The 22,689-nt window shown below is 63.7% G+C and carries 23 protein-coding genes; 2 read left to right on the top strand and 21 right to left on the bottom strand.

The features are described 5' to 3' along the window. Positions 1 to 84: 84 nt before the first annotated feature. From KVO92_RS04335 to KVO92_RS04275, 13 genes are read right to left on the bottom strand one after another with little or no spacing between them, the layout of a single operon-like run. The gene (locus KVO92_RS04335; RefSeq protein ID WP_013716013.1) at positions 85 to 318 is read right to left on the bottom strand and encodes a DUF2274 domain-containing protein; all 234 of its coding nucleotides are present in this window, start codon (positions 316 to 318) and stop codon (positions 85 to 87) included. Beyond that, entirely contained in the window at positions 315 to 1,580 is a 1,266-nt protein-coding gene (locus tag KVO92_RS04330) for a TrbI/VirB10 family protein (protein ID WP_217474429.1), read from the bottom strand. The genes KVO92_RS04335 and KVO92_RS04330 overlap by 4 nt, the downstream gene beginning before the upstream one ends. A 2-nt stretch (positions 1,581 to 1,582) precedes the next feature. Then, positions 1,583 to 2,569 carry a P-type conjugative transfer protein TrbG gene (gene trbG / locus KVO92_RS04325; protein ID WP_217474428.1) on the bottom strand — a complete coding sequence of 329 codons (987 nt, stop codon included), beginning with the start codon at positions 2,567 to 2,569 and terminating at the stop codon, positions 1,583 to 1,585. Next, positions 2,566 to 3,273 carry a conjugal transfer protein TrbF gene (gene trbF, locus KVO92_RS04320; RefSeq protein WP_217474427.1) on the bottom strand — a complete coding sequence of 236 codons (708 nt, stop codon included), beginning with the start codon at positions 3,271 to 3,273 and terminating at the stop codon, positions 2,566 to 2,568. Before trbF ends, trbG begins: the two co-directional genes overlap by 4 nt. 12 nt (positions 3,274 to 3,285) lie before the next feature. Next, positions 3,286 to 4,446: a P-type conjugative transfer protein TrbL gene (trbL, locus tag KVO92_RS04315; RefSeq protein ID WP_217474426.1), complete on the bottom strand. Its 1,161-nt coding sequence runs from the start codon at positions 4,444 to 4,446 to the stop codon at positions 3,286 to 3,288. After that, positions 4,443 to 4,628: a hypothetical protein gene (locus tag KVO92_RS04310; protein WP_047589700.1), complete on the bottom strand. Its 186-nt coding sequence runs from the start codon at positions 4,626 to 4,628 to the stop codon at positions 4,443 to 4,445. Before KVO92_RS04310 ends, trbL begins: the two co-directional genes overlap by 4 nt. A 12-nt stretch (positions 4,629 to 4,640) precedes the next feature. Next, a complete protein-coding gene (gene trbJ, locus KVO92_RS04305) occupies positions 4,641 to 5,375 on the bottom strand; it encodes a P-type conjugative transfer protein TrbJ (RefSeq protein ID WP_212632142.1) in 735 nt (244 codons plus the stop codon). Next, on the bottom strand, positions 5,372 to 7,801 hold the full coding sequence (gene trbE / locus KVO92_RS04300; RefSeq protein WP_217474425.1) for a conjugal transfer protein TrbE: 2,430 nt from the start codon (positions 7,799 to 7,801) through the stop codon (positions 5,372 to 5,374). The genes trbJ and trbE overlap by 4 nt, the downstream gene beginning before the upstream one ends. A gap of 10 nt (positions 7,802 to 7,811) precedes the next feature. Then, on the bottom strand, positions 7,812 to 8,084 hold the full coding sequence (locus KVO92_RS04295) for a VirB3 family type IV secretion system protein (RefSeq protein ID WP_217474424.1): 273 nt from the start codon (positions 8,082 to 8,084) through the stop codon (positions 7,812 to 7,814). Next, entirely contained in the window at positions 8,081 to 8,494 is a 414-nt protein-coding gene (locus KVO92_RS04290) for a TrbC/VirB2 family protein (protein WP_423836222.1), read from the bottom strand. Before KVO92_RS04290 ends, KVO92_RS04295 begins: the two co-directional genes overlap by 4 nt. Then, on the bottom strand, positions 8,394 to 9,362 hold the full coding sequence (gene trbB, locus KVO92_RS04285; protein WP_217475422.1) for a P-type conjugative transfer ATPase TrbB: 969 nt from the start codon (positions 9,360 to 9,362) through the stop codon (positions 8,394 to 8,396). The genes KVO92_RS04290 and trbB overlap by 101 nt, the downstream gene beginning before the upstream one ends. A gap of 59 nt (positions 9,363 to 9,421) precedes the next feature. After that, positions 9,422 to 9,856, bottom strand: a complete 435-nt coding sequence (locus KVO92_RS04280) for a CopG family transcriptional regulator (RefSeq protein WP_217474422.1) — start codon at positions 9,854 to 9,856, stop codon at positions 9,422 to 9,424. Further along, complete coding sequence (locus KVO92_RS04275) at positions 9,853 to 11,844, bottom strand: conjugal transfer protein TraG (RefSeq protein WP_217474421.1); 1,992 nt, start codon at positions 11,842 to 11,844, stop codon at positions 9,853 to 9,855. The genes KVO92_RS04280 and KVO92_RS04275 overlap by 4 nt, the downstream gene beginning before the upstream one ends. 458 nt (positions 11,845 to 12,302) lie before the next feature. On the opposite strand from KVO92_RS04275, the gene KVO92_RS04270 reads away from it, so the two are divergent. Beyond that, a complete protein-coding gene (locus tag KVO92_RS04270) occupies positions 12,303 to 12,947 on the top strand; it encodes a hypothetical protein (RefSeq protein WP_217474420.1) in 645 nt (214 codons plus the stop codon). Positions 12,948 to 13,949: 1,002 nt separating this feature from the next. On the opposite strand, the gene KVO92_RS04265 is transcribed toward KVO92_RS04270, so the two are convergent. From KVO92_RS04265 to hemA, 8 genes are all read right to left on the bottom strand, one after another. Next, positions 13,950 to 14,258, bottom strand: coding sequence for a helix-turn-helix domain-containing protein (locus tag KVO92_RS04265; protein ID WP_217474419.1), 309 nt, complete (start codon positions 14,256 to 14,258; stop codon positions 13,950 to 13,952). Next, positions 14,255 to 14,599 carry a toxin gene (locus KVO92_RS04260; RefSeq protein WP_217474418.1) on the bottom strand — a complete coding sequence of 115 codons (345 nt, stop codon included), beginning with the start codon at positions 14,597 to 14,599 and terminating at the stop codon, positions 14,255 to 14,257. The genes KVO92_RS04265 and KVO92_RS04260 overlap by 4 nt, the downstream gene beginning before the upstream one ends. A 157-nt stretch (positions 14,600 to 14,756) precedes the next feature. Further along, on the bottom strand, positions 14,757 to 15,683 hold the full coding sequence (locus KVO92_RS04255) for a LysR family transcriptional regulator (protein WP_217474417.1): 927 nt from the start codon (positions 15,681 to 15,683) through the stop codon (positions 14,757 to 14,759). A 13-nt stretch (positions 15,684 to 15,696) separates the two neighbouring features. Continuing rightward, complete coding sequence (locus tag KVO92_RS04250) at positions 15,697 to 16,896, bottom strand: MFS transporter (protein WP_217474416.1); 1,200 nt, start codon at positions 16,894 to 16,896, stop codon at positions 15,697 to 15,699. Between the two features lie 84 nt (positions 16,897 to 16,980). Beyond that, entirely contained in the window at positions 16,981 to 18,834 is a 1,854-nt protein-coding gene (asnB, locus tag KVO92_RS04245; RefSeq protein WP_217474415.1) for an asparagine synthase (glutamine-hydrolyzing), read from the bottom strand. A gap of 22 nt (positions 18,835 to 18,856) precedes the next feature. Then, complete coding sequence (locus KVO92_RS04240; RefSeq protein ID WP_217474414.1) at positions 18,857 to 19,927, bottom strand: Gfo/Idh/MocA family oxidoreductase; 1,071 nt, start codon at positions 19,925 to 19,927, stop codon at positions 18,857 to 18,859. Further along, a complete protein-coding gene (locus KVO92_RS04235; protein ID WP_195881620.1) occupies positions 19,924 to 20,427 on the bottom strand; it encodes a GNAT family N-acetyltransferase in 504 nt (167 codons plus the stop codon). The genes KVO92_RS04240 and KVO92_RS04235 overlap by 4 nt, the downstream gene beginning before the upstream one ends. 1 nt (position 20,428) lies before the next feature. Then, complete coding sequence (gene hemA, locus KVO92_RS04230) at positions 20,429 to 21,661, bottom strand: 5-aminolevulinate synthase (protein ID WP_217474413.1); 1,233 nt, start codon at positions 21,659 to 21,661, stop codon at positions 20,429 to 20,431. A 156-nt stretch (positions 21,662 to 21,817) separates the two neighbouring features. Here hemA and KVO92_RS04225 point away from each other — a divergent pair, with 156 nt between their 5' ends. Next, the gene (locus KVO92_RS04225; RefSeq protein ID WP_217474412.1) at positions 21,818 to 22,672 is read left to right on the top strand and encodes a helix-turn-helix transcriptional regulator; all 855 of its coding nucleotides are present in this window, start codon (positions 21,818 to 21,820) and stop codon (positions 22,670 to 22,672) included. Positions 22,673 to 22,689 lie beyond the last annotated feature (17 nt).

The following is a 22,689-nucleotide window of genomic DNA, read 5'->3' as shown; positions in this document are numbered from 1 at the left end:
TGTGATGTATTAGGTCACGGTTTTCAACCGTGTGTGGGTTTTCTGCCGTTGTCATCACGGTAGCTGGAAGGGGATGCAGGCTTATCAATTGCCGCTGCAAGATTGTGTATTTGTTCTCCGGAACACCCGATCCCTCGCCATGAAGGCCTCCAGCATGTGCGGGATGAGTGTCAGGGCGTCGACTTCTTCACCGTAGGTCTGCGAGTGCAGCGCCGCGTAGCGCTCAAGATCGGCCTTCAGGCTGGCCGGGCAAGTGAAGGTCAGCTTCAGGTTCTCGGTTTTCGGCAGCGGGCCGAGGCGCAGTTTGGTCGTGCTCATTGCGAACTCCTTTGTTGATCTGTGATGGGCTGGTAGGGGCGCAGCACCAGGTCGCGGTTGACGATCACACGCACTGGCAGACCCGGACGCTGGGTCAGGGTGGGCTGGATATCGAGATTGCGGCGGGTGACCTCCTGGCCGATCTGATTCACCGTGTCCTGCAGGCTGTCGCGTCCGGCGATGATGACGCGGTCGCCGTCGGTGCGGTTGGCCGGTGCCGCCAGCTCGGCACCGATGCCCAGTAGGCTGGTCATGGCCGCGCCGGCGACGATCCGATCCCAGTGCCAGTCGACGCCATCCTCGAGACCGGCATAGCCGGCCGCATCGGTTCCGACCAGGTTGTCGAGTTGGAAGGACGAGGTGTCCGGCAGGATCACCCGCTGCCACACCACCTGCACGCGGCTCTGTCCGTAGTTCACCTGGCTGTTGTAGTGGCCCAGCAGGCGCGTGCCTTGGGGGATCAGCACGTGTTCACCGGTGGCGCTGTCATAGACCGGCTCGGTCACCGTGGCGATCACGTCGCCGGGTAGATCCGACTTGATGCCAGTTACCAGCGCCGCCGCGATGATGGTGCCGGCCATCACCTGGTAAGGCGACTCAGGCATCTGCAGCAATCCGGAATTACGGATTTGTGCGTTTACGGATTTACTGAGAAACGCCACGTTCCGTTCCTGCTGGGTCGGCGTTCCTGCAGTTGCGGCTACCGTGCCTGACGATGCCATACCTAGGGGCATGGCATCGGGTTGGGCACTCCCAGCGGATACAGCGTTCGATTTCCGCGCGCTGCTGGTCTGGAAAAACACCGAGGACTGCGCGGCTTCCTCGGCTTCCTTGAGCAGGGCCAGACGCTCCGCTTCGGCGGCATCTGGCCCATATCCGTAACCCTGCGCCTGCTGCTCTGCCCTGAGGATTGGCCCGCCCAGATCGCCGGGCAGCGGTGGGCCCAGTTGCGGTACCTCGGGTGCAGGGGGAGGCGGCAGCTGCGAGTAGTCTGCCGGTAACTGCTCCAGCCCCTCGGAGCGTGCCACGCGGTCGACGTTGTATAGCTCGTTCGGCTCAGCGCCCTGGCGGCGCTGCTGTGGTTGCAGTGACCACAGCATGGCCCCCAGTACCGCAGCCGATAGGCCGCCGACCACTACCGCCAGCATGCGTGGGTTGAGGCGGGTGACCGGACGCGGCTTGGCGCGCAGCTCCAGCGACTCCGGCGCCTCCTTGGGCGGTAGCGAGGTTGCCGCATTTTGGTCGTTGTCCTTACTCCTCATGCTCAGGGCCTCCGTGCCACACCATCGGTGCGTTCGATCCGCACCACGTCGCCCTTGTCGGCGCCCAGGCGCAGCTCGGCCGCGCCGAACAGACGGTCGACGATGTAGTAGGGCGGGCGGAAGCGGTAGTTGACCAACTGTCCGTCGCCTTCAGGGCCGATCACGAAGAGCGGGGGCAGCTCACCCTGGGCGATGCCGGCGGGGAACTGGATATACACCTTACGGCCGTCGTCGAAGGCGCGCAGCGGTTTCCAGGGCGGATTGCTGCCGCTGATTGCATAACGAAAGCGCAGCTGCTCCAGCGTTAGGCCGGCATCCACTGGCGCCGCGGCCTGAGCGGCACTGGCACGGCGTTGCAGGGCGAGCATGCGATCCTTCGGATAGTCCCAGGACACCGACGCCATCCAGGCCTGCTCGGTGGAACTCAGCTCGATCAGGTAGGTACGGCGCGTGGTGGTGATCACCAGGTTGGTCTTGAGGTCGACCCGCGTCGGCTTGATCAGCACGCTGGTGCGTAGCTCGTCTCCGCTTCCGCTGGTGGTGTCGCCGACGATCCAGCGCAAGGTGTCGCCAGCGGCTACGGTGACAAGTTCCTCGCCGGGCTGCAGGTTGATCGCGGTTACCCGCCCCGGGCTGGCGTACACCTGATACAGCGCACCATCAGAGTAGGGCCACACCTGGATGGCGTTGATATAGCCCTCGCGACTCGGTGCCACGCGAGCGTCGCGATTGGCGCGCGAGACTCGCACGCGCTCGTCGGCCGGTTCCTTGGCCGGCTTACTGCGCTGAGTTTCCGGCAATGGCTTGAGCTGGGCGGGTAGGGCCAGTGGCTTGGGTACTTCCACTACCTCGATGGGCTTGGGCGGCTCCGGCAGACGCTGCGCCTCGACCGGTTCGTCCAGGACGATCACTGGTGGTTCTTGGCTGGCGCAGCCGGCCAGCATGCTCAGTAGCAAAGGGCAGATGTAGATGCTCTGGGTAGTTCTCATGGTTTCTTGGCTCCTTCCATAGTGTCCAGTTCACGGCTCCAGGACAGGCCGTTGACGTAGATGCCGAGCGGGTTGCGGCGCAGCTTTTCCTCGGTGCGTGGAGGCTGCAGCACCAGCGAGATCACCGCGGTCCAGCGCTCCAGGCCGGCGGCCGAACCATTCACGAAACGGCGTTCGATCCAGCGCACCTGGAACGAGCTGTCGCTGGCACGCACCACGCTGGTGACCTCGACCGATACCGACTCCTTACCGACCCGGGTGAAGGGATCGTTGGCGCGGGCATAGTCGTTGAGGGTGGCTGCGCCTCGGTCGGTGGTGGAGTGATAGGCCTCCAGCCAGTTCTGCCGCACCACCACCGGATCGATCGACAGAGAACGCACCTGCTCGATAAAGCGCGCCAGGTGATGGGCGATCTGCGCATCCTGGGGCTGGTAAGGACTGGCGGCTTCGCCAACGGCGCGCACCTGGCCGAGGTTGTCGACCTCCACCACGTAGGGCGTCACCGTCGACTGCGCCGAACGCCAGACCAGCCCACCGGCCATCAGCAGCGCCAGGCCCAGGCAACCGAAGGCCATCAGCCGCCAGTTGCGTGCCTGTGCCAGGCTGCTGCCCATGCGCAGATCCCAGGCCTGTGCCGCGGCTTGGTAGGGCGTGATGGGTTGTGGGGTGTCGCTGTAGCGCACCCGTGGACGTCTGAATCGCATCTTCGTCCTCCTTTACGAATTCGATGGGTCGCGGATCTGCGGCCCAGGTGATGAACCACCGCCATCGCCACCACGAAGGGTGTGGGCGACCGTGCTGGTGGCCTGTGAGAGTTGTTGCCTGCGCTGCAGGCGCCTGGCCCAGTCGGGCTGTTTGGTAGGGGCAGTTACAGGATCGGAAGCTGCTGGGGCGCCACTTGCCGCAGCGCCGGAGGGGGCTCCTGCCAGAGCGCGAGCGCCACCGATTGCCAAGCGAGCTGCACCGGGTGCCATACGCGCGCCGGCCAATACCGCGCCGCCGGCACCTGTGGCGACTGCAGCAGCACCAGCAGCCATGCCCGCCGCGCCCAGTGCGGTACCGGCTGCTGCACCAGCACCCAGTTGCGGTGCGCCAGAGACCAACCCGGTGGCAATGCCCGGCCCGAAGATTCCCAGGCCGAGCAAGGCCAGCGAGGCGAGCATGACCACCAACGCATGGTCGATGGAGGGCTCGTCCGGTACGGCCTGGAACTCGGCGAACAGCCCGCTGCCAATGCCGACGATCACCGCCAGCACCAGCACCTTGATGCCGGCCGCGACCACGTTGCCGAGCACCTTCTCGGCGAGAAAGGCGGTCTTGTTCCACAGCGCAAAGGGCACCAGCACGAAGCCGGCGAGGGTGGTCAGCTTGAATTCGACCAAGGTCACGAACAGCTGAATGGCCAGGAAGAAAAAACTGACGATCACCACCAGCCAGGCCAGAAACAGCACCAGGATGCTGTGCAGGTTGCTGAAGACTTCGGGAAAACCGCTGAGGCTGTTGATCTGCTCAAGCAGCGGCCCTCCGGCATCAACCCCAATCGCGGCCAATCGCCCTGGCTGCAGAAACTCCGCATGACTCAACGTAGAACCTGAAGCCAGCAGACCCAACCCGGCGAAGGAGTTGAAGACGATCTTCGCCAGGGCATTGAAGTTGCCGATGATGAAGGCGAAGGCACCGACATAGAGGGTCTTGCGGATCAGTTTGGCGCTGACGTCCTCACCGCCCATGGCCCAGAACAGCCCGGCCAGGGTCATGTCGATCACCACCAGGGTCATGGTGAGAAAGGCCACCTCGCCGCCGAGCAGGCCGAAGCCGGTATCGATATACAGCCCGAACACCTCGAGGAAACGGTCAATCACGCTGACGTCGTTCATTGCACGTCCTCGTCGAAGCTTGGCGGAATCCCGGGCAAGTCGGTAAGCCTTAGAAACTCGCCAGGCCGGGCGCAGCCGGAGTAGAAGCGCTCAGTCGCATCGTCTTGCCGTACGACGACGCCATCGTCGCCCTGCCTGCAGGCGGCCAGCATCAACAGCGGCAGCAGTGCCAGGAATCTCATGAGAGCGCCTCCCTACCGATAGAACTGCACGGGGTAGGGGGTGTAGGGCGTGCCGTTGCCCATAAAGCGCCGCCGCCGTTCGCGTGCCTCCTCGGCCGCTGCAGACTGACGGGCAAGCTCCAGGGCGACGGCGCGGTTCTGGGTGATCTGCAGTTGCTGCGCCTGGATCGACTGCTTGGCCTGCAGGGCCAGCAACTGATTGGTAGCCTGGGCAGCCTGCAAGGCGCCACCCGCGGACTGGCTCTGCTGCACCAGAGCGGACAAGACGCTCTCATCCTCGGCCAGGTTCTGCGTCACCTGAGCCTGTACACGCAGCGCCGTATGCAGCCCGTCGAGGCCCTGTTGCCAGCGTTCGCGTGCTTCTTCTGCCAGGCGTTGGCTGCTGACGTCGCCGGTGTACTCGTTCGGGTAGAGTCGGCTGAACTCCTGATCCAGGCGCTGCACTTCGTAGGCCAGCCCTCGCGCCTCGGCGAGCAGTCGCTCGGTATTGGCCAAGCTCGCGCGTAATTGGCTGACCACGTTGTAGTCCAGGCGCTGCAGGTGACGGGCCTGGTTCAGCAGCATCTGGGTCTCGTTCTGTAATTGGCGAACCTGGTTGTTCGCCATCTCCAGGGTGCGCACCGCAGTCAGGGTGTTCTGCACCAGGTTGGTCGGATCGATTACGGTGAAAGCGTTTACCGGCTTCACGGCCAGCAGACCCAATACCAGCAGCGTTGCGCAGGGAAAACGGTGGACAGGGGATCTCATGGCAAGCACTCCTTGCGTGACGGGGGATAAGCGGTGAGCAGGTCGGCGGCCCAGTCCAGGCCGCGGTGACGCAACCAGGCAGGGGCGAAACCGGCTGCGCCGGACGACTGTTGGATTCGGTCGATCTCGCGCTGCTCGGCCGGGCTGGCCGAGGCGGCGAAGGCCAGCGCTACCGGCCCCAGGTCGAGGTCGAACAGGCGGTTGCCTAGGCGCGACTGGTAGTAGTAATCACGCTTGGGCGTGGCCTGGGCGATGATCTCGATCTGCCGGTCGTTGAGGCCGAAGCTCTGATAGATGCCGCGGATCTGCGGCTCGCCCGCCTGCGGGTTGGGCAGGAAGATGCGGCTGGCGCAGCTCTCGATGATTGCCGAGGCGATGCTGGAATCCTTGATGTCGGCCAGCGACTGGGTAGCGAAGATGACGCTGACGTTCTTCTTGCGCAGGGTCTTGAGCCACTGGCGGATGCGCGCGGCGAACAGCGGATCGTCGAGGAACAGCCAGGCCTCGTCGAGGATCAGCAGTGTCGGCGCGCCGTCAAAGCGCTCCTCGAAACGGGCGAACAGGTAGCTCAGCACGGCAGCCACCGCCGCCTTGCTGTACATCAGTTCTTCCATCTCGAAACACTGCACGTCGGCGCTGCCCAGACGATCCCGGTCGGCATCCAGCAACGCGCCATGTGCGCCGCCCAGCACGTAGGGCTGCAGCGCCTGGCGCAGGGCGTTGTCCTGCAGCAGCACAGACAAACCGGTCAGCGTGCGCTGCGCCTCGGGCGCACCGGCCAGGCTGTCGAGTGCGGTCCACAGCGCAGCCTTCTGCTCGGGGCCGACGGCCACGCCTTCCTGCAGCAAGCGCGCCTCCAGCCACTCGGCGGCCCAGGCGCGGTATCCCGGCTGATCGATGCGCGCCAGAGGCTGGAAGGCCAGGTCGCCATCGCCTCCAAGGTCGTAGTGCTCGCCACCCAGACCCAGCACCGTTGCGCGCAGCGAGCGCCCCATGTCGAACAGAAACAGGCGCGAGCCCTGGTAACGGCGAAACTGCAGGGCCAAGGTTGCCAGCAGCACCGATTTGCCCATGCCCGTGGGGCCAGCCACCAGGGTGTGGCCGACATCGCCAACGTGGGTAACCAGGCGAAACGGTGTTGCGCCATCGGTGCGGGTGATCACCAATGGCGGGCCACCCAGATGTTCGTTGCGTGCCGGGCCAGCCCAGACTGCCGAGACAGGCATCAGGTGCGCCAGGTTGAGCGTGGAGATCAGCGGCTGGCGGACATTGGCGTAGGCGTTGCCGGGGATCGACGACAGCCACGCCTCCACCGCGTTGAGACTCTCGGTGATGGTGACGAAGCCGCGGCCCTGGATTACCCGCTCGACCCGTCGTAGCTTCTCGTCTGCGATCTGGGCATCGGTATCGCTCACCGTCACGGTGGCGGTCACGTAGCCGAAGGCGACCTGGTCGGCGCCGAGTTCCTGCAGCGCCGCATCAGCGTCGCTGGCCTTGTTAGCCGCGTCGCTGTCGAGCAATGGGCTCTCCTGCTGGAAGATCGCTTCGCGCAGCAGCGCCAGGACGCCCTTGCGCTTGGCAAACCACTGCCGGCGTAGGCGCACCAGTTCCTTCTCGGCCTCATCCTTGTCCAGGCAGATGAAACGGGTCGACCAACGATAGGCGAAGCCCAGACGGTTGAGATCGTCCAGCACGCCTGGCCACGTCGAGGTGGGGAAACCACGTACCGACAGTACGCGCAGGTGCTGCTCGCCCAGGCGTGGCGCGAGGCCAGTGGCCAAAGGACTGTCGGCCAACAGGGCGTCGAGGTGGAAGGGCACCTCGGGTACGGCCAGCCGCTGGCGATGGGTCGAAATCGTGGCATGCAGGTAAGTCAGCGTCTGGCTGTCATCTAGCCAGGCAAGCTCTGGCATAACCCCATCCAGCAGATCGAAGAAACGATCCGTCTCGGCGATGAAGGCGGTCAGTCGTTCGCGCCAGTCGACTCCGCGTTGCGGCCGGTGCTCGTAGAGCAGGCCGGCGGCGCGCGAGCGCGATTCTTCCGGTGGCAGGTAGAGCAGCGTCAGGTGATAACTGCTCTCGAAGTGGCTTCCATGCGCCTCGAAGGCAGCACGGCGCTCCTCGTCCACCAGCCAGGACAGTGGCTCGGGAAAGTCACTGTCAGGGTAGTCCGCCGCCGCTAGACGCTCGGCTTCAACAAACAGCGCCCAGCCCGATCCAAGGCGACGCAGGGCATTGTTCAGGTGCGCCGAGGTGGCCACCAGTTCGCCTTGGGTAGCACTATCCAGGTCCGGCCCGCGAAAGCGCAGGCTGCGCTGAAACGAGCCGTCCTTGTTCAGCACGACGCCGGGTGCGACCAGGCCGGCCCAGGGTAGCCAGTCTGCGAGTTGGGCGGGGCGGCGCTGGTATTCGGTGAGGTTCAGCATGGCGGCCTCCTCACACATCCAGCAGTGACGGCTGCTTGATGTGTCGGGCAAACACCTGGAGGAACTGCGGATCCAGACGGGCACCCCACACCGCCAGCGAGTGGCCTACCAACCAGAGCGCTAAGCCAGGCAACCACAGCTGCAGGCCCAGGCCTACCACTGCCGCCAGCGTGCCGTTGAGGATCGCCACGTTGCGTGGTGCGCCACCGAGCAAAATCGGCTCGGTCAGCGAGCGGTGCAATGGCACCTCGAAACCGGGGATGAGTCCGCGTTCGCCGTTCATGCGATCACCGCCCCGCCGGCAAAGCTGAAAAAGCTGAGGAAGAATGACGACGCGGCGAAGGCAATCGACAGGCCGAAGACGATCTGGATCAGCTTGCGAAAGCCGCCGCTGGTGTCGCCGAAGGCCAGCGTCAGGCCGGTGGTAATGATGATGATCACCGCGATGATGCGCGCCACCGGACCCTGTACCGAGTCAAGGATCGATTGCAGCGGTCCCTCCCATGGCATGCCGGAGCCAGCGGCGAGCACCGGCAGGGAGGCGCCCAGGCAGAGGGCTCCGAGCAACAAGGCGCCGATGAGGCGACGACGATTAGCAACGCGGGGATGGCAGGCAGTCATGGCTGTTTTCCTGAGGTAGCGAAGGAATGAATGCGGGGGCGATGGACGTGAGTTGATAGCCGCGCTCGTCATAGCCGGTGACGCGAGCGATCTGCTGGACATAGCGCGTGCGGCCACGCCCGGCGAGAAACACCACCAGGTTGACCGCCTCGGCGATCAACGCCCGCGGCGCGGTCAGGGCGACTTCCAGAATCAGTTGCTCCAGGCGCAGCAGTGCGCCCTGTGCAGAGCCGGCATGAATGGTGGCGATACCGCCGGGATGGCCGGTGCCCCAAGCCTTGACCAGATCCAGCGCCTCGCCGCCGCGCACTTCGCCGACCACCACGCGGTCGGGGCGCAGACGCAGCGTGCTGCGCACTAGATCTGCCATGGAAACCACGCCGGGCTTGGTGCGCAGGGCGACGTGATCATGGGCCGGACACTGCAACTCGACCGTATCCTCCAGCACCAGCACGCGATCACCACTACCGGCTACTTCGGCCAGCAATGCATTGGCCAGGGTGGTCTTGCCGCTGCTGGTGCCGCCGGCCACCAGGATGTTCCGCCGGTCACGCACTGCCACGCGCAGGTGCTCTGCCTGCTCGGCGCTGAGGATGCCGTCAGCCACGTACTGCTGCAGAGGGATGACGCCAGCGGCGCGTTTGCGCAGAGCGAAGGTCGGCCCGGCCACTACGGGCGGCAGTACACCTTCGAAGCGCTCACCAGTCTCTGGAAGTTCGGCGCTCAGCAGAGGCTTGTTACGGTGTACCTCCTGGCCGACATGCGCTGCCACCAGGCGGATGATCCGTTCACCGTCGGCAGCTGCCAGCGTGCCCAGATGGGCGCGGCCGGCGGACAGGCGATCCAGCCAAAGTACGCCATCGGGGTTGAGCATCACCTCGACCACGTCCGAGTCGTCCAGGGCAGCAGCTATCAGCGGGCCCATCGCCGTGCGCAACATGCGCGTGCGCCGATCCAGAGAAGCTGCCGCTGCACTCAGCACAGGGGAGGAGGCGACAGTCATGGACGCTCTCCCGAGACCCGGACCTCTGCCTGAACCTCTTCGTGCACGTCTCTGACCAGGCTGCGTCCGCGATGCAGGTGGCGCCCCAGTTGTTCGACGAACTGGCTGAATCGCAGCTTGCCCTGCGCACGGGCCGCCTCCTGATGCGCCTCTGGCACCGGCGTGCTGACCGTGAGGTAGTAGCGCACGTAAAGCGCCACGGTCTCGATCAGGATGTGCTGGTCGCGCTCCAGTCGTTCGAACTGACGTGACAGCCGGTCCAGGCGTTTGGCCATGGCCACCTCGCGCTGCTCGCCGGACTCGGGCGACAGCCAGGAGGCCAGCGCCGCGGCGATGATCGAGGACTTCGACACGCCCTTGGTGATCGCCAATTCGTTCAGGCGCTTGGCATGCTCGGGTTGGATAAACAGGTTGAGGCGGGCTCGGCTCATAGGGCTATTCCATCGTCAGGGTCGAGGGCGGCCAGCCGCGCCACGCGCTGCAGGCGCGGATCCGGCTGGGTGGGGAAGGGGGCGGGAATGTCGTCCTCGTCGAGCAGCAGCAGGTCGCTGGCCAAGTCGTCGTGATCCGGCAACTGGGCGAGTTCCGCCAACTCCGGCTGACGGCGCAGGCCGCCATCCTCGACGGTCTCGTCATCGCTCAGGTCGATCGGCGACGCGGCAACAGCTGCCGGCACGACCATGCCGCTCCAGTCGTCTGCGCGTGGCGCCGGTGCGTCCGCGTAGCGGCCCGGCTGCAAGCGTGGTGCCGGCAGCACACGGCTCTGGAAGTTGGCGTCGGTGAAGTAGCGCAGCTTCTTCGCGCGGATCGGCGCGAGTCCCGAAAGCATCACCACGGCCTCGTCGCTGGGCAGTTGCATGACCTCGCCCGGGGTCAGCAGCGGGCGTGCGGTTTCCTGGCGAGACACCATCAGATGGCCCAGCCAGGGCGCCAGACGGTGGCCGGCGTAGTTGCGCTGCGCGCGCAGTTCGGTGGCAGTACCCAGGGTCTCTGAGATGCGTTTGGCGGTGCGTTCGTCGTTGGTGGCGAAGGTCACCCGCACATGGCAGTTATCGAGGATCGAGTGGTTCAGGCCGTAGGCCTTGTCGATCTGGTTCAGCGATTGCGAAATGAGGAAGGCGCGCAGCCCATAGCCGGCCATAAACGCCAGGGCCGTCTCGAAGAAATCCAGCCGCCCCAGCGCCGGAAACTCATCGAGCATCAGCAGCAGTTTGTGCCTTCGCTCGATGCCGTCGGAGCCGTCGAGCGACTCGGTCAGGCGGCGGCCGACCTGGTTGAGGATCAGGCGGATCAGTGGCTTGGTGCGGCTGATATCCGAGGGCGGCACCACCAGATACAGCGACACCGGATGCTCGGCAGAGATCAGGTCGGCGATGCGCCAGTCGCAGCGCGAGGTGACCTCGGCCACCGTCGGGTCGCGATACAGGCCGAGGAAGGACATCGCCGTGGACAGCACGCCCGAGCGCTCGTTGTCGCTCTTGTTCAGCACTTCCCGCGCGGCCGAGGCCACCACCGGATGCGGTGCATCGCCCAGGTGCGGCGTGGTCATCATCCGGTGCAGCGTCAGCTCGAAGGTGCAGGCCGGATCGGAGAGGAAGTTGGCGACGCCGCGCAGGGTCTTGTCCTGGCCGGCGTAGAGGACGTGCAGGATGGCGCCGACGAGCAGCGCATGGCTGGTTTTCTCCCAGTGGTTGCGCCGCTCCAGCGCACCTTCCGGGTCGACCAGGATATCGGCGATGTTCTGCACGTCGCGCACCTCGTGGGTGCCGCGACGTACTTCCAGCAGCGGGTTGTAGGCAGCCGAGGCCAGGTCGGTGGGGTTGAACAGCAGGCAGTGGGAGAAACGCGAGCGCCATCCCGCGGTCAGGCTCCAGTTCTCGCCCTTGATGTCGTGGATGACCGCTGAGGCAGGCCAGGAGAGCAGGGTCGGCACAACCAGGCCGACGCCCTTGCCCGAGCGCGTTGGTGCGAAGGTGAGCACATGCTCGGGGCCTTCATGACGCAGGTACTGTTCTTCGAACTGGCCGAGAAAAACACCTGCTGGCTGGGTTAGACCAGCTTTGCGAACCTCATCGGCATCGGCCCAGCGCGCTGAGCCGTAAGTGGTTACTCGCCTCGCCTGGCGCGCCCGCCAGATCGCCATGCCGATGGCCACTACCAGTGCCAGAAGGCTGCTGCAAGCGGCGATGCTGCCGCCAACGTTGAAGACGTCCGGCGCATAGGCATCGAAGACGAACCACCACTCGAACAGACGCCAGGGGTGATACACCGGCGTGCCCAGCAACTCGAACCAGGGTGCCCCCAGGCGCGCCTGGTAGCCGAGCGCGGCCGCCGTCCACTGGGTAGCCCCCCACACCCCGGACAGGGTAATGGCCAACACCACCAGAACCTGGCCGTACAGCACCGTCGTCGCTTGCATACCTGAACCCAACCTCCCTGCCAAAACGCACGGCACGCAGATGTGCCGCGGGCGAAAGGTTCAGTACTGGAGCAGTGGGGGTCAAAGACCGTTTCGGCGAGGACTAAGAAGGTAGGGGCAACACAGCAGGCTATGGCGGTCGGTGGAAAAATCAGAAGTGTGTGTACACGAGGTAGATGTCTATCGTCAGTTGTATCTGACGACTGGCAGAAACCGGCCACAGGTTGACATTAACTTTCGGTAAACTCACCGGGAAGACAAGGCACCAAGTTCTACAATTGCCCTTCTTCCCGGCAGGGTGCAGACAGTACATCCCATCGCGTAAGCCAGCGCAAAAGGTGTTGTCCTTCACTCCTGTTGCGAGATGATTCAACGTCAGAGATGGAGAATTATTGCCCTAAGGCCTTGGCTGCTATAAGTTTCATTGGAGGCTTATTAAAGAGGACGATGGGGGTATTATGGAAGTAGAAGAGCTGACAGCGCACGATAGCTATTTCGACCAAGAGGGCAACCCTCTGCGACTTTGCTTTGAGAGGTGCGCATTTCTATGTTCTGGAGTGAAAGTAATACTAAATGAACTCCCTTATTTGATTTGTGACGCAACGGGTGAAATATTTTTTCCTTGGGCCTCGGTAGAGATAATCAAAACTGAGGTGATGCACGCAATAGACAGGCAGAAGGGTAGTGTCACTATCAATCAGGTTGGCAGATTCAATCGCGGCAAATTGCCGGTCGCAGGTAGCACAAAATTCAAGTATTCACCTATTGAACATTTTTTTATCCCTGGTTTGGTGTCGCGTATTCCGTCAGATGGATATCTGACGCCGGTCTATTTTAATAAGGATGTCCTGATAAAGTTTAGGCATAGTGAGAACTGTGAATTGCGCGAGTATACGCCAACGGCCGGGCTTATAAAGACAAAGTACGGTATGTCTGTTCCATATGGCGTTAATTCATCTGGAAATATTGTGATGTGGCTAGGGGATGTTGTGCGCCTTTCTGAACAGGAACGGCAGTATCTTTACTCGGAAAACATCGACCCCCAGTACGATCTACATTCAGACTTCTACAGAAGCCAGATTATGAACGAATGGCTTGCCTAGGATAAAGGCGGCTGCGATGGTGGTAATGAAACCATATATTAATATTGGAGCAAAAGCTCAGTCTGTTGAGAGGGGAATAAATACCAATGCCTTGCATCTCCTGTTTTAGTCTCGCTTATGCGTTTGGTTTTAAAAATTCTCACCAGGGCGCTGGCGCATGAACGTCATTAAGGTTGGTCGTTACAAAATTAACTTCAATTCCAGTAGTTTCAGTATTGAGTGTCCCTTGGGTACCGCAAGGTTTTCTGGGCTTGCAACATCCAGTCTCCCGAAGCTCTATACTATCTGTGTTGACGACCATCCATCTCCAATTTATGTCGGCATGACAAAGCAACCAATACGCAACCGCCTTCGTTTAGGTTGGAGCGCGAACGGTAACAATGGATACCATGGCTACGCATGGCGGGGTCACTTTGCTAGTGCCACGCTTGATCTTTGGTGTCATACCGATCCCTCACCTAATAGAGATTGCGTCGATATGGAGACTATTGAAGCCGAGCTAGTCTATCTAATTCGTCGAGCTGGGCAGTGGCCCCTTTTTCAGACTGAAATCCACTTCCACCCCTCATCAGAGTTGCACCGTAGTGTTGCCGCTAGTATTGGGGCTCACTACGGACTTATGGCAGAGCCACTACAATAGAGTTAATCCCGGATGTTCGTTTCTGACCGATTTCTGCCGGTCGTGATCGGCAGTCCGTGACCGGAGACCGCTCCCTACCTCATGGTAGGATTTACCTTCAGCACTGGGGGCTATTCGGCTAGCAACGTTGTAATCCGTGATTACTTCTCGCTCCAGATCATCTCGAAATGGGTAGCCTGGGTGATCGAAGCGACAGGGCGCAGAGCCGTCAGTGTCCTGCAGACGCTGCCGGAAGCCGAACGAGTTGTGGTGAAGCCCTGTGCATGCCGCCCGCTTCACTTCGCTTCCCAATTTATTTGGGTACCCGGCGAGTGGTTCTGCCGACTCGCTGCTGTTACAGGGAGCAACAGCGCTCTGGTGATCTACGCCAGTTCGCGTATGAGCTCTGGGTGCTTGCTCAGGATACGGATCAAGACGGTGGCCTGGTCGTTGGGCTTTGAGCGGTTCTGTTCCCAGTTCTTGAGAGTCGCAGGCTTGGCGTGAATGGCCTGCGCAAATACACCCTGGGACATCTGCAGCTTTTCGCGCAGAGCGACGATTTCCGCGCCCGTCGCGGGTTCGATTGGCTTGTATTCGACCTTGTGGGTACGAAGCGTACGCTTGCCTTCACGTGCGGCGACCAGGTCGTCGAAGCCTTCGATCAGCTCGGAAAAAATATCGCGTTTGGTCATGGTGCTTGCCTCGCCTTCACTTCGCGCTCAAGGAGCGCTTTCAATTGCCTACGCTGGTCACTGCTCAGGTCATCGAGTTCGTCTTTGTCATACAGGGTGAAAAGCCAGAACTGCAGACCGCTGTGCCAGTAGTAATAAATCACCCGAACGCCACTTCGCTTTCCCTTGCTGCGCCTGACTGATCCGAAGCGGACCTTCCTCAGACCACCACTGTTGGCGATGACTGCGCCTGCCTCTGGGTTGGCCAAGAGCATCTGCTGGAATAGAGAGTACTCGTCGTCATCGAGGTAGGCTTTTCGGTTGCGCTCAAAGGGTGACAGTTCAACGAACAATGCTTTCATATGTGTGCGCTATTTGCGTATATTTAATGGCGAGTGTCTTCTTGTCAAGAAAGGGGCTTGTTGGCCAGATACAAGAAATGCGGCAGCCTGGCTGGGCTGCCGCTTAGACGCTCTTCTGAAGGGGCTCGCTGCGAGGGGAGGCTTGTGCCTGGGGCGATCAGGCGATTTCCTTCTGTGATGTGTGATCCGGCAGCAACGCCTGGCTTTCCGTCGGGCTAACCCGCCCGATAAACCGGGACAATTGCTCGGCCGGCTCGCCTTCGCGTCGTATCAAGTAGGTGGTTAGCATCGATGCACAGCCGTCTAGCGGTCTGGCCACAACGTCCGGATTGTTCAGTTCGTTGATGCGCGCCAGGCTGGAGAAACCCAGGCCGTAACCCGCAGCGACCAGCGCCATCATCAGGTCCAGTGTCGGTACGCGGTCGGCGATGGTCAGTCGCGTATCCACGGCGCCCAATACCCGCTGTAACTGTTGCCAGAATCCTTGGCAGACCTGCGGATCGCAGAGCACCAGCGGGTAGCGCACCACTTCATCGAGCGGCACGCGCCGATAAGTCAGCAGCGGGTGGCGGGTCGGCACCGCCACTACCAGTGGATCGAACCAGACCGGCTCGGCCACCAGCCCATCGCCGACCTCGTCGGACTGTGCAAGCCCGATATCGAACAGGTCGTCGTTCAGGCCTTTGATCTGTTCGCTGAAGGTGACTTCCGATAGGCAGATCTCGACCTCCGGTTCCTCCTCGCGGCACTGGGCGAGCAGGGCGGCCAAGCGTGACTGCGGGATGCCATCGGACAGCGCGACGCGGATGCGCCCGCGGTAGCCGGCCGCCGCGCTCTTGACGCTGGCCTTGGCCTGGTCGACCACGGCCAGCACCCGGCGCGCTTCTTCCAAGAGCACCTTGCCGGCCCAGGTCAGGCGCGTGCGCCGCGTGGTGCGCTCGAACAACTGCACGCCCAGGCGGTACTCCAGTTCCTTGATGATCCGCGACAGGGGCGACTGTTCGATATGCAGGCGCGCGGCGGCACGGGCAAAGTGCAGTTCTTCTGCGACGGCGATGAAACAGCGAAGGTGGCGCAGTTCCACGGCCTTTCCTCCGTCAGTTGTAGGGTTCGGCTTGCACGTCGCCGTTCCAGGTTGGCTGGCGACGCAGGTTGACGATCTGCAGCAGGGCGCCCAGCGCGGCGACACCACCGGCGCTGGCGGCCAGGGTCCAGGTGGGCATCTGCAACAGCAGCACGAAGCCACCGGCTGCGGCGCCAATGGCGCTGCCCAGGTAGAGCGCCGACTCGTTCAGCGCGATGGCCAGATTGCCGTCGCCCTGGGCCTGGCGGGCCAGGATCAGCTCGTTGTTCTGCGGCACCTGCAGCGCCCAGCCGACCGCGCCCCACAGGGCGATGGGCAGCATCACCAGCCAGGTGCTGAGCGCAGCCGTCAGTGGCAGCACGAGCAGCGATACAGCGAGGATCAGCATGATGGCGAAGGTCAGCACCGGCCCCTTGATGCGATCCACCAGCGGGCCGATCAGGAAGCTGCCCAGCACGCCGCCGATGCCCCAGACCCACAGATAGGGGGTAACCGAACGCACCGCGCCGTAGGTCGGATCAGCCAGCAGCGGAGCGATGAAGGTGTACATGCCTAGGCTGGCAATGGCGGCCAGCAGCGACACCAGCAGGATGACCAGCACATGGCCGTCGCCGAGGATCGCCAGCTTCTGGGCCAGCGTGGTGGCGGTGGCTGCCGGCAGGGCTGGCAGCTTCAGCAGCAGGCCGAAGAAAGCCACCAGGCCGAGCAGGGTCACCAGCCACAGGGCGGTCTGCCAGCCGAGTTGTTCGGCGATCAACAGGCTGAGCGGAACGCCCAGCACCACGCCGCTGGCCATGCCACCCATGATGATGGCGATGGCCTTCCCGCGGCGTTCCGGGGTAGACACGGCGGCCGAGGCGCCGATGCCCATGGCCAGGTAGACGCCCGCACCGATACCGGCGATGGCACGCCAGACCATCAGCGCGGTGAAGCTCTCGGCCAGCGCGCTGGCGGCGTTGGCGATGACGAACAGGCCCAGGGCCAGCAGCAGGCCGGCACGCTGACGATGCGCCGGCGTCAGGGCGACGAAGATTGGCGAACCCAGTCCGTAGGCCAGGGTGAAGGCGGTAACCAACTGCGCGGCCACCGCGACGGAGACCGCGAACGAGGCCTCGATCATCGGGATCAGGCCGGCGGTGACATAGGAGGCCATGCCGAGGGCAAAGGCCCCCAGCGCTATGAGGTAGATGGGTGATTGGTTAGGTGTGTGCATACTCGGACTCGCTTGCGTTGCAAGAACGCGTGGGTGGTACAGCGGAAGGATGTGGCCCGCACCGGGGCCACATCCGGTTGGGGACTAGAGTTCGAGGCTGACGTCGTATTCGTTCAGCCAGGTGTTGAGGCCTACCGCCAGCTCCATGCCCATGCGCTCATACATGGGCGAGACGCTGCCGAGCGGCTTGGCCAGGGTTTGCTGGATACGGCCGCTGTCGAGCAGGGGCGTTACCGGTGCGTTGCGATCGGCCTGGATGGCGGCCAGGGCATCACGTAGCGCCTGCTCGTAGGCCGGGTCCTGGGTCGAGGGGTAGGGGCTCTTGACCCGCTCGCTGATCGACTCCGGCAGCAGGTCGCGGGTCGCCGCGCGCAGGATGCTTTTCTCCCGCCCGTCGAAGGCCTTCATCGCCCAGGGGATGTTGAAGGCGTACTCGACCAGGCGGTGGTCGCAGAAGGGCACCCGCACCTCGAGGCCGACGGCCATGCTCATGCGGTCCTTGCGGTCGAGCAGGGTCTGCACGAAGCGGGTCAGGTTGACGTAGCTCATCTGCCGCATGCGCTGGTCGACGGCGCTCTCGCCGGGTAGTACCGGTGCTTCAGCGATGGCCTGGGTGTAGCTGTCGCGCAGGAAGCTGTGCATGTCGAGCTGGGCCAGCAGGCCCGGGTCGAACAGGGTCTTGCCGTCGAAGTACTTGCCGGTGACCGAGGTCAGCCAGGGGAAGGTGTCGGCCTGGATTGCCTCCGGATCGTGGAACCAGCGGTAGCCACCGAACACCTCGTCCGCGCTCTCGCCGGACAGCGCCACCGTCGAGTGCTTGCGCACCTCCTGAAACAGCCGGTAGAGCGATGGCCACATGTCGCCCCAGAAGGCCGGTGGCAGGTCGAGGGCGCGGACGATCTGCGCGCGCAACGTCGGATCGGCCAGCTCGCGGCTGTCGAGGACGATCTCCTGGTGGCTGGAGCGAATCTTCTCCACCAGATCGCGCACGAAGGGGGCGTCCGGCGTGCCGCGCACGGCGTCGCCGGTGAAACCGCTGCCATGGTCGACGAAGTCGACGGAGAAGGAGCGGATGTTCTCCTTGCCGGCGGCCAGCAGCTTCTTCGACGCCAGCGCGGTGATGATCGAGGAATCCAGCCCACCGGAGAGCAGGCTGCACAGCGGCACGTCGGCAACAATCTGGCGGTCTACGATATCTTCCAGCAGGTCACGGGTGTGGCGGATGGTCTCGTCCAGCGTGTGTTCGTGCTCGCGTGTCTCCAGCTTCCAGTAGTGGCGACGGCCCAGGCCCTGGCGGTTGATGCGCACGATCTCGCCCGGCATCACCTCGCGCATGCCATCGAACACGGCATGGCCTGGCGTCTTCACCATCTCCAGGATTTCGCGCAGGCCGTCTGCACGCACTTTGCGCGGCACCAGCGGGTTGGCCAGCAGCGCCTTGGGCTCGGAGCCGAACACCACGCCGTCGGAGGTGGGGAAGTAGTACAGCGGCTTGACGCCCATGCGGTCGCGGATCAGCAGCAGCTCCTGCGAGCGCAGGTCCCAGATGGCGAAGGCATACATGCCGTTGAGCCGCTCGACGAAGGTCTCGCCCCATTCGACATACGCGCGCAGCACCACCTCGGTGTCGCTGCGGGTCTCGAAGCGGTGGCCGAGTCGCTGCAGTTCGGTGCGCAGCTCGCGGAAGTTGTAGACCTCGCCGCTGTAAGTGATCGCGGCGACTTCGCGCGGGCCACCGTGCAGGGCCGTCATCGGTTGGCGCCCACCTTCCAGGTCGATGATCGACAGGCGGCGATGGCCCAGGCCCACCGGGCCCTCGATCCACAGACCGCCAGCATCCGGGCCGCGCCGGGCCATGGTGTCGGTCATGCGCTGCAGGGTGTCGCGTTGCATTTCCAGGTCCTGGCTGTAGGACAGCCATCCAGCGATTCCACACATAGTCATTCTCCTTGTGATTGAGTTACCCGAGGCTTTCCAGGTCGCTGTCCTCGGCCAGCAGCACGCGCGTCTCGCCATGGACGTAGCGCGCCGCTGGTGGGGTTTGGGCATGGGTTTCCAGGTCGTTGAGCAGGCGCTGCAGCGCCACGGCGGTGTCGAGGCCAGCGAAGGGCTGGCGGGGTGGCTCCCTGAGCGCCACGGCGCGCACCACCTGCCGGCATAGCCGCGTGAGCTTGTGCAGGGTGTCCAGGCCAGGCTCGTCAGGGGCGGTGGCGAACGCGTGCAACAGCTCCTCGGCGCCGTTGGCGCCGAGCGTCCAGATGCGCAACTGGTCGTGATCCCAGCGCGGGGTGTCAAACACCAGGCGTGCATGGATCAGCCGGGCGTCGCGGTCGACGAAGCTGAAATCCACGGTGCGTTGCCGCACGATGTTGACGAAGCTGGCGTAGCCGGTGACCCGCGCCTCGCCCAGGCTGGCGGTGAGCTGCACGGTGTCGAGTACCTCTGCGCCGGAGATGGAGAAGTCCGAGCGCACACCGAGCACACCATCGAGCTTGAGCTGGCCAGCACGCGGGCAGATCCAGCCGACCAGATCCAGCGCATGGATCACCTCGCTGGTCACGCCGCAGGTAGGGCGGTAGTCGTTGATACGGTCCTTGCCCCAGTGGAAGCTGGCACGTACCAGTTGCCAGTCATGGCGCTCGACCCAGTCGCGCAACTGCTGGGTCGCATCCGAGTACCGCTCCACCAGGTCCAGGGCAAAACCGCTGACCTGCTCCAGTACGCCGAGCAGCTCGTCCAGGTCGTCGCCCGGCGTGACCAGCGGCTTCTCGCAGAGCACGAAGCCCCGGTAGCCGGCCAGCAGCTTGAGCACGGGCGCATGGCTGTGGTCGTTGACGCTGACCACCACGATGTCCGGCTCAAACACCAGCAGCGCGCGGCCAACGTTGTCGAAGTAGGGCAGTTCGGTCGTCTTCTGCCGACGCCCGACATAGGCTAGCGACAGCGGCAGGCCGGTACTCGTGGCGATATGTTCGAAGGCGCGGCGGTAGCGGTTGCCGGCGTAGCCCAGGCCGATGATCAGGATCTTCATGCCGAGGCCTCCTGACGGATCAGCAGGCGCTCGTCGCTGACGGCGAAGCCGAGGGTCTGGTACAGCGTGCCGGCATCCGCGGTGCTCTGCAGCACCACGTAGCCGACGTCGCGGTTGGCGAACCAGCGCAGCAGGTGCTGCATCAGTTGCTTGGCGATGCCACGGCCCCGCCACTGCGGTTCCACCACCACCGACTGCACCCAGCCGGACAGGCCGTTAAGGCAGCCCGGTGCCGGCGCGCGTTGGTCGATGATGGCGGTTGCGCAGCCCAGCACCTGGCCGGATTCCCTGTGCTCGGCGGCGAGGATCTGCACGCAGTCGCTGTCGTTCAGGCGGCTATTCAGCCAGGTGCGGTAGGCCGCTCGCCAGCGCGCCGCGTCCTCCGGCGTCTTGCTCGAATAGCTGGCGTTGGTGCCGTCCAGCAGATATGCGCGCAGCTCCACCAAACGGGCCAGGTCGGCCTGGTTCGCCGGACGTACTGTGAAGAAGGACTGTTCCATCTCAGGCCACCTCCGCAGCAAACACCTCGGACGCAAGCGGGATGCTGAAGTGATCGAAGGTCTCGCGCAGCGACAGCACCAGGTGCTCGATCTGCGCATCGCTGTGGTTCGGTGTGGCATTGACGCGGAAGCGCTCGGTCCCTACCGGCACGGATGGATAGTTGATCGGCTGCAGGTACACGCCGTGAGTATGCAGTAGGCGCTCGGCCGCCACCTTGCAGCGCTTGGCCTCGCCCACCAGCACCGGCAACACATGCGTCTGCGAGCAGGGCATCACCGGTACGTCATGGTGCTTGAGGCGCTCGCGCAGCTTGGCGGTCTGGGCATGCAGGCGATCGCGCTCGAAGCGGCTGGCCTTGAGATGTTCGACGCTGGCCAGACAGCCTGCGGTAATTGCCGGCGGCAGCGAGGTGGTGAAGATGAAGCCGGTGGCGAAGGAGCGCACTGCATCGACGATCACCTGGGTCGATGCAATGTAGCCGCCGATCACACCGATGGCCTTGGCCATGGTGCCCTGAATGATGTCCACCTGATCGGCCACGCCCAGCTCGGCGGCGATACCGGCGCCACGTGGGCCGTACATGCCCACCGCATGCACCTCGTCGAGGTAGGTGAGGGCGTTGTAGCGTTTGGCGACCGCGACGATCTCGGCGATGGGGGCGATGTCGCCGTCCATCGAGTAGACCGACTCGAACACCACGATCTTCGGCTGGCCCTGCGGGTAGCTGGCGAGAATCTGCTCCAGATGCTCGACGTCGTTATGGCGGAAGATCTTGCGCTCGTTGGGCGTGGAACGAATGCCGTTGACGATGGAGGCGTGGTTCAGCTCGTCGCTGATCACCACGCAGTCGGGGATACGCCGCAGCAGGCACTGGAGGGTGGCGTCGTTGGAGCCGAAGCCGGTGGGGAAGACCAGCGCCGCTTCCTTGCCGTGCCAGTCGGCCAGGCTCGCCTCCAGGCTGGCATACACCTCGTGCGAGCCGCCGATATTGCGCGAACCGCCGGAGCCGGCGCCGTAGGTCTCCAGCGCGTCGTGCATCTGCTCGCGCACGGCCGGGTGCTGCGACATGCCGAGGTAGTCGTTGCTGCACCAGACCACCACCGGTTCCTGCTCGCGACCGTCCAGCTTGGCCAGGGGATACTGGCCGCAGATGCGGCTAAGGGTGGTGAAGGTGCGGTACTGGTTGGAAGACTTCAATGTCTCCAGTTGTTCCCGAAGAAGTGCTTGGTACATCCGTTTATCTCCTTAGCGAGTTGATGACACGTCTCTGTGTGGTTCCTCATCAAGCGAGAGCCCTGGCTCGGGTAATTGCGGCCAGGTCGGGCTATTCTTCTCGGGATTTATAGGGGTTACAATTTGACTGTTTATCCTAGTACTGGAGGTAACCGGATGAGCGCGCCTCGCACAGCTGAACGCACTCGGGTAGAGCTGGCCGAATTCCTGCGTAGTCGCCGCGAACGCATTTCGCCTGCGGAGGTGGGGCTGCCTTCAGGTGGCCGAAGACGCACGCCTGGGCTTCGCCGCGAGGAGGTCGCGGCCTTGGCCGGAGTGGGCCTGTCTTGGTACACATGGCTGGAGCAGGGGCGGGACATCAGCGTGTCTGCAACCTTCCTCGACAACCTTTCGCGCACGCTCAAGCTGGATGCCACCGAGCGTCGCCACCTCTTCCTGCTGGCTCACCAGCGTCTGCCGCCAGAGCCGGGAAAGACCTGGTGCACGGTGCCTGCGCTGATTCATCGCCTGATGGGGGATCTGCCGTCTCGTCCGGCTTACGTGCTCAACCTGCGCTGGGATGTGCTGGCCTGGAACGCTGCGGCAGATCGGGTGTTCGGTTTCTCTGCGCTGCCGGCGGACCGCCGCAATCTGTTGTGGATGCTGTTCACCAGCCCGGCCATGCGCGAATTGTTCAACCCTTGGGATGAGCAGGCGCTGCAGATTCTCTCCAGCTTCCGCCGCGACTTCGTGCGGGCGACCCAGGATCCGGATATCGCCGCGTTGGTGAAGGACCTGGAGAAGGCCTCGCCAGACTTCAGAGACTGGTGGCGGCAGCAGGACATCCATGGCGCCTGCCAGGGCATTCGGCATCTGCGGATCGACACCGTCGGCCAGGTGGTGTTTGAGCACACCACGCTGACCATCGACGAGGATCGCCATCTGCGCCTGGTTTACTACGCGGCCAAGGAAGGCATGCCGCAGAGCCGAGACTTCGAGCAGTGGCTACAGCAGGAGCCGGCGCTGGTATAAGCCCCAGCGCCGATTGC

Source organism: Stutzerimonas stutzeri (assembly GCF_019090095.1).
In the GTDB taxonomy this organism is placed as follows: domain Bacteria; phylum Pseudomonadota; class Gammaproteobacteria; order Pseudomonadales; family Pseudomonadaceae; genus Stutzerimonas; species Stutzerimonas stutzeri_AN.
This window is presented reverse-complemented; position numbering and strand designations above follow the sequence as displayed.

Coding starts and splice junctions, on each gene's coding strand:
- KVO92_RS04335 (WP_013716013.1), bottom strand. CDS start 318: ATGAGCACGACCAAACTGCGCCTCGGCCCGCTGCCGAAAACCGAGAAC.
- KVO92_RS04330 (WP_217474429.1), bottom strand. CDS start 1,580: ATGAGGAGTAAGGACAACGACCAAAATGCGGCAACCTCGCTACCGCCC.
- trbG (WP_217474428.1), bottom strand. CDS start 2,569: ATGAGAACTACCCAGAGCATCTACATCTGCCCTTTGCTACTGAGCATG.
- trbF (WP_217474427.1), bottom strand. CDS start 3,273: ATGCGATTCAGACGTCCACGGGTGCGCTACAGCGACACCCCACAACCC.
- trbL (WP_217474426.1), bottom strand. CDS start 4,446: ATGAACGACGTCAGCGTGATTGACCGTTTCCTCGAGGTGTTCGGGCTG.
- KVO92_RS04310 (WP_047589700.1), bottom strand. CDS start 4,628: ATGAGATTCCTGGCACTGCTGCCGCTGTTGATGCTGGCCGCCTGCAGG.
- trbJ (WP_212632142.1), bottom strand. CDS start 5,375: ATGAGATCCCCTGTCCACCGTTTTCCCTGCGCAACGCTGCTGGTATTG.
- trbE (WP_217474425.1), bottom strand. CDS start 7,801: ATGCTGAACCTCACCGAATACCAGCGCCGCCCCGCCCAACTCGCAGAC.
- KVO92_RS04295 (WP_217474424.1), bottom strand. CDS start 8,084: ATGAACGGCGAACGCGGACTCATCCCCGGTTTCGAGGTGCCATTGCAC.
- KVO92_RS04290 (WP_423836222.1), bottom strand. CDS start 8,494: ATGACGAGCGCGGCTATCAACTCACGTCCATCGCCCCCGCATTCATTC.
- trbB (WP_217475422.1), bottom strand. CDS start 9,362: ATGTTGCGCACGGCGATGGGCCCGCTGATAGCTGCTGCCCTGGACGAC.
- KVO92_RS04280 (WP_217474422.1), bottom strand. CDS start 9,856: ATGAGCCGAGCCCGCCTCAACCTGTTTATCCAACCCGAGCATGCCAAG.
- KVO92_RS04275 (WP_217474421.1), bottom strand. CDS start 11,844: ATGCAAGCGACGACGGTGCTGTACGGCCAGGTTCTGGTGGTGTTGGCC.
- KVO92_RS04270 (WP_217474420.1), top strand. CDS start 12,303: ATGGAAGTAGAAGAGCTGACAGCGCACGATAGCTATTTCGACCAAGAG.
- KVO92_RS04265 (WP_217474419.1), bottom strand. CDS start 14,258: ATGACCAAACGCGATATTTTTTCCGAGCTGATCGAAGGCTTCGACGAC.
- KVO92_RS04260 (WP_217474418.1), bottom strand. CDS start 14,599: ATGAAAGCATTGTTCGTTGAACTGTCACCCTTTGAGCGCAACCGAAAA.
- KVO92_RS04250 (WP_217474416.1), bottom strand. CDS start 16,896: ATGCACACACCTAACCAATCACCCATCTACCTCATAGCGCTGGGGGCC.
- asnB (WP_217474415.1), bottom strand. CDS start 18,834: ATGTGTGGAATCGCTGGATGGCTGTCCTACAGCCAGGACCTGGAAATG.
- KVO92_RS04240 (WP_217474414.1), bottom strand. CDS start 19,927: ATGAAGATCCTGATCATCGGCCTGGGCTACGCCGGCAACCGCTACCGC.
- KVO92_RS04235 (WP_195881620.1), bottom strand. CDS start 20,427: ATGGAACAGTCCTTCTTCACAGTACGTCCGGCGAACCAGGCCGACCTG.
- hemA (WP_217474413.1), bottom strand. CDS start 21,661: ATGTACCAAGCACTTCTTCGGGAACAACTGGAGACATTGAAGTCTTCC.
- KVO92_RS04225 (WP_217474412.1), top strand. CDS start 21,818: ATGAGCGCGCCTCGCACAGCTGAACGCACTCGGGTAGAGCTGGCCGAA.